10 protein-coding genes and 1 rRNA gene are annotated in these 13,623 nt (G+C 36.8%); all 11 read right to left on the reverse strand.

The window, feature by feature from the left end; all coding sequences use genetic code 11:
• Positions 1 to 95 (reverse strand): 16S ribosomal RNA (locus C7390_RS06875); the annotation flags it as partial.
• A 609-nt stretch (positions 96 to 704) separates the two neighbouring features.
• Positions 705 to 1,562, reverse strand: a complete 858-nt coding sequence (locus C7390_RS06880) for a TPM domain-containing protein (RefSeq protein WP_055307006.1) — start codon at positions 1,560 to 1,562, stop codon at positions 705 to 707.
• Positions 1,555 to 3,246, reverse strand: coding sequence for a TFIIB-type zinc ribbon-containing protein (locus C7390_RS06885; RefSeq protein ID WP_055307007.1), 1,692 nt, complete (start codon positions 3,244 to 3,246; stop codon positions 1,555 to 1,557). The genes C7390_RS06880 and C7390_RS06885 overlap by 8 nt, the downstream gene beginning before the upstream one ends.
• 58 nt (positions 3,247 to 3,304) lie before the next feature.
• The gene (locus C7390_RS06890) at positions 3,305 to 3,940 is read right to left on the reverse strand and encodes a methyl-accepting chemotaxis protein (RefSeq protein ID WP_055307008.1); all 636 of its coding nucleotides are present in this window, start codon (positions 3,938 to 3,940) and stop codon (positions 3,305 to 3,307) included.
• A 36-nt stretch (positions 3,941 to 3,976) separates the two neighbouring features.
• Positions 3,977 to 5,353, reverse strand: a complete 1,377-nt coding sequence (gene radA, locus C7390_RS06895) for a DNA repair protein RadA (protein ID WP_055307009.1) — start codon at positions 5,351 to 5,353, stop codon at positions 3,977 to 3,979.
• A 138-nt stretch (positions 5,354 to 5,491) separates the two neighbouring features.
• A complete protein-coding gene (locus C7390_RS06900) occupies positions 5,492 to 5,905 on the reverse strand; it encodes a hypothetical protein (protein WP_022503094.1) in 414 nt (137 codons plus the stop codon).
• Between the two features lie 85 nt (positions 5,906 to 5,990).
• The gene (locus tag C7390_RS06905) at positions 5,991 to 8,465 is read right to left on the reverse strand and encodes an ATP-dependent Clp protease ATP-binding subunit (RefSeq protein WP_055307010.1); all 2,475 of its coding nucleotides are present in this window, start codon (positions 8,463 to 8,465) and stop codon (positions 5,991 to 5,993) included.
• A gap of 125 nt (positions 8,466 to 8,590) precedes the next feature.
• On the reverse strand, positions 8,591 to 10,168 hold the full coding sequence (locus C7390_RS06910) for a putative polysaccharide biosynthesis protein (protein WP_082437165.1): 1,578 nt from the start codon (positions 10,166 to 10,168) through the stop codon (positions 8,591 to 8,593).
• Between the two features lie 81 nt (positions 10,169 to 10,249).
• Positions 10,250 to 11,350 carry a hypothetical protein gene (locus C7390_RS06915; protein ID WP_055307012.1) on the reverse strand — a complete coding sequence of 367 codons (1,101 nt, stop codon included), beginning with the start codon at positions 11,348 to 11,350 and terminating at the stop codon, positions 10,250 to 10,252.
• A 19-nt stretch (positions 11,351 to 11,369) separates the two neighbouring features.
• Positions 11,370 to 12,356 carry a phosphodiester glycosidase family protein gene (locus tag C7390_RS06920; RefSeq protein WP_055175969.1) on the reverse strand — a complete coding sequence of 329 codons (987 nt, stop codon included), beginning with the start codon at positions 12,354 to 12,356 and terminating at the stop codon, positions 11,370 to 11,372.
• 37 nt (positions 12,357 to 12,393) lie between these two features.
• The gene (locus C7390_RS06925; protein ID WP_082421620.1) at positions 12,394 to 13,467 is read right to left on the reverse strand and encodes a bifunctional glycosyltransferase family 2/GtrA family protein; all 1,074 of its coding nucleotides are present in this window, start codon (positions 13,465 to 13,467) and stop codon (positions 12,394 to 12,396) included.
• Between the last annotated feature and the right edge of the window lie 156 nt (positions 13,468 to 13,623).

Here is a 13,623-nt window from a genome sequence, read left to right on the forward strand (position 1 = left end):
AACCGAAGTAATCTGTCTTAAATGCTTCGTTCGACTTGCATGTGTTAAGCACGCCGCCAGCGTTCATCCTGAGCCAGGATCAAACTCTCATAAAATATGTTTTGCTTCGCAAAAACATCAAGTTTGCCTTGTCAGTCTTAAACTAACTAGCTTAATAATAGTTTCCTTATACTGTGTTTAAGGATTCATTCAATTGCTTGAATGATGTTCACAAAAGATGTATACTTAATTCTATTGAATTCTGTACTCATCTCGAAATTCTAAAAAGAATTTTCAAGGTTGTCTTTCTGTTCAGTTATCAAAGTTCATTGTTCCCAAATCCAGTATTTATCTGTGTTTGAGAAGCTTTCGTGTCGCTCATCTCTCGTGGCGACTTGATTATAATAGCACCTACCAGGTATTATGTCAACAACTTTTTTCAATTTTTTTGAATTTTTTCCAATTTTTTTAAAAACCCCCTAAAATACGGCATTTCCAAGCAATATAAATACTGATTTTGACAGCTATTGGACGATATTTGTTTATAAAATGCTTTTAATTAAGTCATTTTTTTCTTAATATTCCTTGCCACAATACCAACCATAGTACAAAATCCATTTAGTTATAGGTATAAAAATACCGGTTTCCAGTTGTTAGTTTTAACCTCTAACTCCGAAAACCGGTATATCAATAATATCTGTTAATAAAACAACACCAATGTGATATTAGAAGCTGTGGCCTCCGCCACCTCCGCCTCCACCACCTGACGAACCACCGGAAGACGAGCCTCCTGAAGAGCTGCTGCCTGAGTCTGTCTGTACTGGTGAATATGTCCTGGTCTGATAACGGTATGTAACCTGACAATTATTAATAGCCTTTCCAGCAAATATACCTTTCATTATATCTTTTCTTGATGGTGCCTTCTTCCTTAAATATAGTCTTACAATTCCATAATTAATAATTAATGCCGCTACAACAGCAAGAAGTGCATTGCTTATATACTTCATTGGTTGTGATATTCTTCTGCCTTTAAGAAGTGCAAGTTCCTGCTCATACACCTTATATGCACACATATAATAGTCTTTTGATGAAGCATATCTGTATACATTATCAGTTATTGTATCTGCGTATGAGCTTGTAACTGTACTGTATATCTTACCATTGCTATGTATCCAGATATTACGGTTATACATATCAATTATAAATATCGTCCCACTATCAGTGCCATATTTTTCCCTGTACAGGCTTCTTACATAACTTTCAGTAGTGGTGCTGTTGGTATCTATAGTCTTTAACATTACATTACCATACACTGTTATCTGTTTCATAATGTCTAACAATGAAGAATAATTACTCTCATCTATAATGTCTGCGTCATCTTCTATAACAGCCTCATATCCTGTATCAACATTATTATATTGATACTTCTCTTCATCAGCTTTTACCTGTAGTAAAGAAGAAGCCGCAAATACTAATAGCAATAGAACAACTGCTGTTAACGCCATAACTGCGTGAATACATCTATGTATGTCTTTAACAGTATATTTTCTATCTACAGCACATATAATACTTCTATTATGCATTATCATCACCTCCACTATAATTATCAAACTGTGGAAGCTTTCTAGTTGCAAGAACATTGTAATATCTGATTAAATCCATAATAGTATACATTATTGCAATTAATTCAGCTATAACAGCACCATAGTAATATAGATCCGATACAGGATTAATCCACAGCACTACCGAGGCTATTGCCATCGCTGCAAGTGAACCTATATTACCTGATATCTTCTTATTAGTTATCATTTTAAACGTCTTATGATTAACAAGAGTAAGCACTATACCTGTTATAAGACATATAACACTTATAGAAAATCCCGCCCCAATATCTCCAGAGCCATAGAATATAGACATCATCTGAAGATAGACATACAACATAGGAAATACACAACACATCAATGAAATCATCATAGTTACCACTGCCATATTAGTTCTTGTTGTTCTTCTTTTATTCTTACGTCCATATGCCCTTGCTTCACGCCTGCCTTTGTCTATAACATCAGCTATATCGCCTGCAAGCTGGTCTTCACGCTTACGCCTTGCCCCTGGTGATTCATTGGCATTAATAGCTGAACCTGCATACATTCTGCCTTTGTCATCTAACTGCTGGTCTTTCTTGTATATTTTCTTTAATTCTAATACATAAAGAATTATTGTAAATAACGCTATAATCGATGCAATCCCCAATGTAGTCTTAGGTCTTAATGTAAATGAACTGTTAAGCATTAAAAATATAGGTATTGCAAGAATAACCGAACCTATAAAATACCTCATAAGTGATACTGGCAGATCTGCTGCCACCTTCCCTGTCTGTCCATTAACTGTCGCATATGCAACTCTGTCTTTATTACGGTATGATAAGAACCACACCGGAAACATTGTTCTATCCTGTGCTACTACCTTTGTCGAAAGTCTTCTCTCAATATCCCCCTGATAATTATCAAGTTGCACTGACCCAAGATGTGCTGACCTTTTGACATAGGAATATGTCTCGTCAACAGCTACATTTTTCGCATCAGCCCTGTATACATCCGGTGCAACATCTGCTGTATCTGCATAGAATCCACTAAGCATTGATGGAGTAAATGGATTCATATTCTTAACGTCATATGGTGCTATCGCCTCACTTATACTGTCATCAAATGACGATGAAGCATCATATGACAGACCCTTATACTGGCAATCCAAATCGCCAGTTATATCATAATAGTCTGTATAAATGTAATCTCCCCGTCTATGGCTTTTAGAACCGCTTAGGCACATTGGTCCTTTCTGGGTTATATAATACGTCCAATAAGGCATATATATACCTCTGAAACCATCTATAAACTTCTCATCTTTTAATTCCTTAGGGGCAAACCACGCGTGACGTACCATTTTCTTATAAGCCTGCTTACAGTCTTCCTTAGTCTTGGAAAATGGTATTATATATCCTGGTCTTTGCTGTTTTGATACTCTGCTTGTCAGAATTGTTGATGCTCCACAAAAGCTGCAAAAATTAGCTGCAGTATTATCAGTACTTAATATCTCTCCACCACAGTTCGGACATTTGAATACAGTAACGTCATATTCCTGACTTTCCTCCGCATCCTGTTCCTTACTGATTGCATATGGGTCATACTTCGTACCGCAATGGTCACACATCAACTGCTGTGATGGTATGTCAAAGACTAATCTTCCACCACAGCCCGGACACTGATACATATATTAATCCTCCCTCATATAATAATATGTAATTAAAAATCCGATTACCTGAATACAGCTACATCAAGGCATTCTTAGCCTTATCTGTAATCTCTCTCTGATATGCAATTTCGTTCTCGATATTTCTTGCAACCTCATTAGCAGTGTATGCCGCATCTACAACTTTATTAAGCACATTACCAATCTCATCTGCCTTTTCTTTCTGCTGGTTAGAATTCTCATATATGTTCTTCATAGAGCCAACTGTCTTATCAACTGACTGCTGTACCATATTGATTGTATCTGTAATCTCCTTTGATGACTTGGCCGACTGTGCAGCAAGATTCCTCACCTCACTTGCAACAACTGCAAAGCCTCTTCCGTGCTCACCTGCTCTTGCAGCCTCAATAGAAGCATTAAGCGAAAGTATATTGGTTCTGCTTGATATTGATGCTATAACGCCTGCAAACTGTTCAATGTCTTTAGAAAGCTTTTCAAGTTCTTTAATTCTTGCCGCTGATTCTTCTGCTATCTCATTAAGTTCAGTTATCATCTTAAGAATTTCCTCAACACTTGAAATACTCTCTTTCACGAGATTAAGTGATGTATCTGATGAATTAATTACATCAAAAGCATCTTTTTCTAACTGCTCCTGTGATGAATCCAATCCTTCAAGAATTCCTGACAGGTCGCTTACTAATTTACTGTTATCCATATTCTTCCTCCAAATATGTATATTATTCTTGTATATTTATATTAAGTCAATTGCTTCGTTAACATTATGTATACCAATAAGATTAATTTTATCATTATTTTTAATATTTTTCAAGCATACATATGGTAATATGCAGGTTGTGAACCCTAGCTTAACAGCTTCATTCACCCTCTGCTGTGCCTGTGTTACGGCTCTTACCTCGCCTGACAATCCGACTTCACCAAATATAACTGTTCTGCTGTCAACTTCTTTATTCTTAAAACTACTGACAAGTGCTATAACTATCCCTAAATCAAGTGCTGGTTCAGATACCTTTATTCCACCTGCCACATTAAGATAGGCATCGCTTGAGGACATTCTCATTCCCGCCCTTTTTTCAAGGACTGCCATCAACAGATTAACCCTGTTATAATCCGTTCCCGCAGCAGTACGCCTTGGCATACCAAAGTTAGAGTCACACACAAGTGCCTGAACCTCAACCATAAGAGGTCGCGTACCTTCAATAAGACATACTACAACTGAGCCTGACGCCCCTTCTGGTCTTCCAGACAACATATACTCCGATGGATTGGCGACCTCACTTAAACCGTCCTGCCTCATCTCGAACACCCCAATTTCATTGGTAGACCCAAATCTGTTCTTTACACTTCTTAATATTCTGTATGAAGCATATCTGTCCCCTTCAAAATAAAGCACTGTATCAACCATATGCTCAAGCACTCTTGGCCCTGCAACAACACCTTCCTTGGTAACGTGTCCTACAATAAATATCGTTATATTAAGTCCCTTGGCTAACTGCATAAGAATAGATGTACTTTCCCTTACCTGTGACACACTTCCAGGTGCCGCAGATATTTCTTCCCTGTACATAGTCTGTATAGAGTCAATTATAACCACCTGTGGCATTTCTTTTTTTAGAACCTCTTCTATAATATCAAGATTAGTCTCGCAGAACGTCTTAAGGTTATCGTTACATCCACCTATCCTTTCAGCTCTTAGCTTAATCTGTCTTAACGACTCCTCTCCGGATATATACAGCACCTTATTGCCTGCATCTGATAGGTAATAGCACATCTGTAACAAAAGTGTTGACTTTCCAATACCGGGATCTCCACCTACAAGCACCAGTGAACCCTGCACAATTCCACCACCAAGAACTCTGTCAAGTTCGCCTATTCCTGTTGATGTTCTCTCCTTCTCTTCAGAATTAATCTCTTTTAAGCTCACCGGATGGTTATCCTTATAGGTGCTTTCTTTCCTGACTGCTGATATACCCTTAACCGATGACTTAGATGCTATTGGTTCTTCAACAAATGTATTCCACACCTTGCACGCCGGACACTGCCCGAACCATTTTGCTGACTCATATCCACACTCACTGCAAAAAAATGCCGTATTCTTTGCTTTTGCCACTTCTCTTCTCCTCTCTTTCTGATACCAAATATAAAAAAGCTGCACCCCGCATTGGTCTATATATGACTTTATGCCAGGCACAGCATTTATTAAAATTTACAATTATGACACCTGTTAATGTTAAAGATTGTAGTATTATTATGCTTTAACAACTTCTACACTAACACTCTTACCTTCTTCAAGGCTTACTGAAAGTACAATCTTGCCGCCCATATTAGTAGCCATAGTTCCCTCAGATACTCCATTGATTGTTACATTATAAGAAGCGCCTTCTTCAAGCTCAACTGTTATCTGTGCATCATCGCTTCCTTCCACCGTAAATGATAAGCCTGTATCTGCAGCCTTAAAATTCATAACAGCTGTTCCAGGAACAGATTCATATACAAATGAACCATTGCGTTCGAGCTTTGTAATCTCCTTAAATGTCTTTACCTTGTAAGAATCTCCACAATGTTCAAAATCTGATAACTTTGACTTAGTATCCAGCTTATAATTACCAAAGCTAAGAGTTCCATCCTTCTCTGAACGAATTAACTCATTAATTACTGGCATATTATTGTCCTCCTATGTTTTATTACGAATATCTATACACACATTATACAACATAATGTACAATGACGCTAGTATTTTAGTAGTATTATTTGTGAATATTTCTATTATGACCTCGTTTGCAGCTAAAGTTCAGTTTACCATCCTTAACTGTTACCAATACTTTGTTGCCAGCCTTTATACTGCCTTCAAGTATCTTCTCTGCCATAACATCTTCTATTTCATTCTGTATTGTTCTTCTTAATGGACGTGCTCCATATTTAGAATCGTAGCCCTTATCAACAATATAAGCCTTAGCCTCATCATCAAGTTCAACCGAAAGACTCATCTGCTCCATAATTCTGTTATTAACGGTTCTCATCATAATATCAACAATCTGTCCAATCTGTTCTTTCTTAAGCATATGGAATACAATTATGTCATCAATTCTGTTAATGAATTCCGGACGGAATATTCTCTTAACTTCTTCCATTACTTTGCTCTTCATATCTTCGTGCTCTTTTTCCTCTGATGTTTCCGAAGTAAATCCTAAAGATTTAGGTGCTACAATATTCTCCGCACCTGCATTGGAAGTCATAATAATAACTGTATTCTTAAAGTCTACAACCCTGCCTGTTGAATCTGTTATATGCCCATCATCAAGCACCTGTAAAAGTACATTGAATACATCAGGATGGGCTTTTTCAACCTCATCAAAAAGTACAACCGAATAAGGATTTCTTCTTACTTTCTCACTTAACTGTCCACCCTCATCATATCCTACATATCCCGGAGGTGAGCCAATAAGCTTAGACACCGTATGCTTTTCCATATACTCAGACATATCAACTCTTATAAGGGAATTATCCGTTCCAAACATACAGTCAGCAAGTGCCTTTGAAAGTTCTGTCTTACCTACACCTGTAGGCCCTAAGAATAAGAATGAGCCTATTGGCCTGTTAGGGTCTTTTAAACCTACCCTGCCTCGTCTTATAGCCTTAGCTACTGCTGTAACTGCCTCATCCTGTCCTATAACCCTGTTATGAAGCATTTTCTCCAAATTCATAAGCTTCTCTGATTCAGCTTCTGCTATCTTGGCAACCGGAATCTTAGTCCACATAGACACTGTCTTTGCTATCTGTTCTTCATCAACAATAAGGTCACTGCCATCTATGCTCTCCTGCCAGCTTGTGCGAAGCTTCTCAAGCCTGTTCTTCTTTCTTGTCTGCTGTTTCTTAAGCTCTGCCGCTTCATCATACTTCTCTGACTTAATAGCCTGCTCTTTCTTAACTGAAAGTTCATCTATCTGTGTTTCAAGCTTCTTGATATCCTTTGGCACAACAAATGCTTCAAGCCTTGTTCTTGAAGAAGCCTCATCTATAAGGTCAATTGCCTTATCTGGAAGAAATCTGTCATTAATATATCTCTTAGAAAGCTTAACCGCCGCTCTTACAGCATCATCTGTAATAACTACATTATGATGTTCCTCATACTTAGGTCTAAGCCCCATAAGTATATCAATTGCCTCATCTTCTGTTGGTTCTTCCACCTTAACTGGCTGAAATCTTCTTTCTAATGCCGCATCTTTTTCTATATGCTTTCTGTATTCTTCTAAAGTTGTAGCACCTATAAGCTGGATTTCTCCTCTTGCAAGCGATGGCTTAAGAATGTTAGAAGCATCTATGGCTCCTTCTGCACCACCAGCACCAATAATTGTGTGAATTTCATCTAAGAATAATAAAATGTTGCCTGCATTTCTTACTTCTGCAATTACCCTTTTAATTCTTTCTTCAAATTCACCTCTGTATTTAGAACCAGCCACCATACCTGACAAATCAAGTGTAACTAATCTCTTATCCTTAATAGTTGATGGAACTTCGCCTTCAACTATTCTTAATGCAAGGCCCTCAACAACCGCAGTCTTACCTACACCGGGCTCGCCGATAAGGCACGGATTATTCTTTGTTCTTCTTGATAATATCTGGATAACTCTCTGGATTTCCTCTTCCCTGCCTATAACAGGGTCAAGCTTTTTATTACGGGCAAGCTCTGTTAAATCCCTGCTGTACTGGTCTAACATGGTTGTTGCCTTTTTATCCTTAGCTTTAATTCTGCCATTCTGAAAATCTTCTTTAAGACGTGATACATCTTCGCCCATTCCCTCTAATAACTCTGTATATATCTTCTTAATTGATACACCCATTGTATTAAGAAGTCTTGAGGCAACACTTTCAGTTTCCTTCATAATGGCAATAAGAATATGTTCTGTACCTACTTTATCAGCTTTAAATCTTGCAGCTTCCTCTATTGAGTTAGTAAGAATCTTACGGACTCTTGGAGTATAGCCTGCCGGTTCTTTAACACTTACCGCATTATCCGGTGCAATAAGCTGATATATAAGATTAAGCACTTTAGTTTCTGTTACATCATTGTTCTGTAAAACCTTGTATGCAAGGCTGTCTTCAACCTGTATAAGTCCTAAAAGCAAATGTTCAGACCCAATATAGCTGTGTCCATTAACCGCAGCAGCAAATGCAGCCTGTTCCAATACTTTTTTGGCTTTATCTGTAAACTTATCCTGCACTTTATTTCCTCTCTTTCCTGATTATATGATGTTGTGGTCAAAAGCCCCCAACTATGATACCTACGAATTGTTCCGTGCTTTGCACTCTCTGATATATCCAGACTGTTTTGTAATAATACCATTTATCAGAATACATCTTTAAACTTCTTCATAAGAAGAACATATGGCCCAAAATATGTGATTGCTGCAACACACAATGCCGCAAGCACTGATATTGTATTAGACATTGTAATATTATTAATTATATTATATGTCAAAAGTGTACATATACCCATTAATGCTGAACATATAACCGGCTTTGCAAATATTGATATAACAGGAAGCCTGTATCCCTCATCTTTATAAAGTGCTATAAGATTAAGCACAAATATAATAACAGGGAATGAAGCATTACCTATTACAAGTGAGAATATACCAAGATTAGTAAATTCCAGCAATACAAGCACCAGTATTATATGGACAACTAATGATATAAATGAATTAATCATAGGAGTCTTAACTCTGTCAACCGCCTGAAGTGCTGAGCTTGTAACTGTTGATAATGTATAAAATACAATGGCTATAGCGCCTATTTTTAACATAAGCCCACCCTGCACGCTGTCATATCTTGAAAATAGCAGTTTAATAATAGGCTCACCTATCACAAAAAATCCAACAAATGATGGTACCGCTATAAACATATTAGTCTTAAGAGTCTTTGTTATCTTAGAATATATACTGTCATAATCGTCTTCTGTATAAGATGCTACAATACTTGGAAGCATCGAGGCTGATAACGCTGTCGCTATACCCTGTGGTATACTTATAAGCAGTGTATAACTTGAACCAAAGTTACCAAGATCCATTGATATATTTTTCGATATATTTCTTGTCATCATTATATTACTAAACATTACATCATCTATTAAGGCACTAATCTGATAAAATGTCTGGCTTAATATAATAGGAACCATTGTAATTATAATTGTCTTATAAATGTACCTGTTAGTATCCTGCCTTGTAACACTCTTATCTTTAGCAACCATACGCATAAATGTAGGTCTGTATATAAGATACAGAAATATAAAGAATACAAGTGCAGTAAGAGCACCCATAGCTGTACCAAGTGTACTTCCTGCCGCTCCATAAGCAGAAGCATTAGAAGCACTACTGTATGCTTTCATAAGCATATAACCTGCAGCTATACTAACACCTGCATTGACAAGCTGTTCTATAATCTGTGAAACAGCCGTTGGAATCATAGTTCCCTGTCCCTGAAAGAAACCTCTTAATACACCTAATAATGCAACTATAAATATGGTTGGGGCTAATACTCTTAATGGTATTGCAAGGCCAGGTACACCCCCGCCATATATAACATTTTCTATAAAATCAGCACCAAAGTATACAAGCAGTGCCGCAACACCACCAGTAAACGCACCGACTGTCAGCGAACATCTTAATACCTTCGCCGCATTCTTATATCTTCTTTTAGTAAACCTTGCAGAAATCAGCTTTGAAACAGCCATCGGAAGTCCATATGATGACAGCACAAGTATTATGTTATATACATTATATGCCGTTACATATATACCATTACCTTCACTTCCAATTATATTAAGCACCGGAATTCTATAAACCATTCCAATTATTCTTACAAAAATTCCAGCCATAGCAAGTATGGAACCATGTAATATAAAATTGCGCTTATTATCCTGTGACATAACTTTCTCCATTCCTGCGCTGACAGCGCATTGTTATTTCCTGCTATATATGTCTGTTGTTTATAATTATCTTATTTATAATTATCTTATAGAAAAATCAGCTAACATCCACTTATCATTCTGCTTAACAAACACATATGTTAAAGAAATATTGTATGTTGTGCTTCCTGATGACCATTTTACATTAAGATTGTAATCTACATCACACGAATAACAGTCATCTGAATATTTTCTAAAGTTACTTACATTCTCGTCAGTAATATCATATGTAAAAGTTCTTCCTATCAGATATACATCGATAGCCGGAATATCACTCATATATTCCTTGGCATTACCAATCATATAGCTTGAAAGAGTACTTAAGCTTCCTCTGTTAATCATATATTTGCCGTAATTCTCAGCAACTGTTAATATATGACTCTTCTCGCTTGAAAGAAGCTCATCATCTGATGGATAATATGCCTCATATCCATCTTTAACATATTCAGTATCAAGCTCTTTGCCATTATAGGTAACCTTAACCTCTGGCTTGGCAAACATTCCATTAATATTGTATACATCATCAACTGGTGTAGTAACATAATCTCCAACGTGCTTGCAAAGGCTTACATCTGCCTCACCTGTAATATAATCAGATGAAACCTTAACTCCGTTAACTGTCACTTCACTATTCTTAGGTGCTGTAATTTTAACTGAATGTTCTGTATTCTTAGTCTTAGAGTCTACATTAAAGTCTATAGAAGCTAACTTCCATTCTGTGAACTTATGAGCGTTCTTTTTCTTCTCTGTAAGAGTAACATTGGCTATCTTCTTATCATCAGCATAAAGAATATATACCGGATTGTTCTCTGTATATTCTCCTGCCTTCTTCTTATAGCTTACTTCCTTATCAGCAAATGTATCCTTAAAATAATCTGATACAATATCTTCTGTCTCGAACTCTCCAAGGATACCTGCATCCTTAATCCATTTGCCTACATTCCCTGCTTCAATATGTGATACAAGCTTATCCATAGTATTGGCTGGCCTGCCCGCCTCGTAATCCTTTAATAACCCGTATAAAAGTACTAACGCAACAGCAATAATTACTACCAGCACAGAGGCATATATCACAAGAAACTTCTTAAATCCTGATAATCTCTTAAAAAAATTCTTCTTTCCATTATTATTATTCTCTGACATTCTTCTCATCTCCGTGTAATTATTTAATCAAAAATGCTGTTGGAAGTGTTCTTGGTCCTGTTGGTGAATATGGCTTATTAATAACCTCACCATTATAATACATCTGTGTTGATGTACCACCATCCATAGCTGATGCATTTACAGCACCGTACTGAAGCATAATATCCTGTAAATCTGAGAACGATGCACCAAGGCTTGTAGCCTGTCTTCCGTCTACGACAAGAAGAAGAATAGCTCCGTCAGCTCTCTGTCCTATTGCTGTTCGTGGATTAAGTCCTCCACCAACACCATCAACGTCCTGTGGTTCACCGTTAATTATAAGAAATGGACCTATATCACTGCTTACATTGACACAATCTCTTATTCCAAGCTCTACAGCCTTAGCTGATGTCATATTACCCATTACAAGCTTATTATCAAATGTTATTCCAGTAACGTGGTACATTGTAGATGAATCACCCTTTAATATATTACCATTTACCATAACAAGTCCGATTGGCATAGCTGTCTGTGGTGTTGAGTCAACGAATTCTCCACCATTGATACCTGCTAGTGCATCATATCTCTGTGCTATCTCAGCAACTGTCCAGCCCTTTTCAAGCTTGAATTCTGGTACTGTTCCTACAAATAATCTTGAAGGATCTTTGACAATCATAAGCTTACCGCTATATGTTCCAGCCTTTACATCAACAACATAAAGGTCTTCTTCATCACTAGATGAATCCTGTCCGATTACAACAAGGCTTGAATCAGTTATATCAGTAGTATCCTTAACTGAATTCTCCTCTTTAATCATATCAATCTCTTCCTGTGAACAGAACCAGTTAGCCATAAAACCAAGCTCTCCTGTCTCCTGAAGCGATAAAATAAACTGCTTCTTAGCAAATGTAGAAGGTCCCCACGCAAGCATAGCCATAACAAGATAAAGACCAACTACAAGAATTACGATAGTAGTTAAAAGCGTAGCTCCAACTCTTCCAAGCCACTTAAGTACGTTATTCTTCATTATTATCCTCATTTCTATTGGTGTAATCCGTGTCTGATTATTTAAACACCCATTTTTTCTGTATGTTGTAGCTTATTACAAATAAGCATAAATCAACAATTATCTTTGTAAATGCGACAGCCACACTGCCAAGCACTAATAATCTTGTAAAGATGTATACAAGAAGATATGATGCCATAAGCTGACACGCCCATAATATGTAATATCTGACCACAGATGACTTGACATCTTTGTCTGACTTAAACACAAGACGTCTGTTCATCGTAAAATTAAATATTGACGATATAATTCTTGCGGCTACCGTACTAAATAACAGTCTTATTGATATTGTAAACGCAAAAAGAAAAAATTCAAGTAAATTAAATATTAAATTATCTATAACCCACGATGCCAATGAGCTTAATATATATTTAACAACTGTTGGTGAAAATGAATACTTGAATATAACCTTATATATCTTTATCGAGTCTTTAACCGGATTAAAATGTGTTGAAGCATTATCTTCTATATACACTGTTTCAATTGGCACTTCCATAAATTGAATATCCGACTTCTTAAATTCAAGCAGCATAGTTGTTTCATACTCGAATCTCTCGCCCTCAATATTACAAAATGTATCAAGATAACGGTATGGAATAGCCCTCAAACCAGTCTGTGTATCTGAAATATTAAGTCCACACATAACTTTGAATACCATACTTGTCATATTGTTACCAAACCGGCTCTTAAATGGAACATCTTCTCCATCAAAACGTCTTACTCCGAGAACAACCTTGTCATTCTTTACCATAGCCTCACAACAGTTATATATATCATCTGCCCTATGCTGGTTATCTCCATCTACTGTTACAACGCCATCATATCCCTGTCTGTTCTTAAGGCAGTATTCAAATGCCGTCTTTAAACCTCTGCCCTTACCCTTATTAACCTCGTGGGTAAGTATTGTACACTGGCTATAACTGCCAACCTTCTCAAATGGCCATAAATGTGCCGAATCACTTCCATCATTGACAATTATAATATCTTCGAACCCCTTCTTAACAAGTGAATCAACAACACTTACAAGCTTATCATCAGGGTTAAGTGATGGGATAATTACTGATATTTTCATAATAATCTCCATTCTTATGTCCAAACCAAGGACATTATCTGCACGATTAGTATGTACACTGGCACATACTATTTTCTTATATAACAGACTACTTTGTAGTCACTTATGTGTTAAATAACAACACAAAGCTAATGATATAATAATTTTAAAAATATT

The sequence above is a fragment of the Bacteroides galacturonicus genome, assembly GCF_003096855.1.
Lineage (GTDB): Bacteria > Bacillota > Clostridia > Lachnospirales > Lachnospiraceae > Lachnospira > Lachnospira rogosae.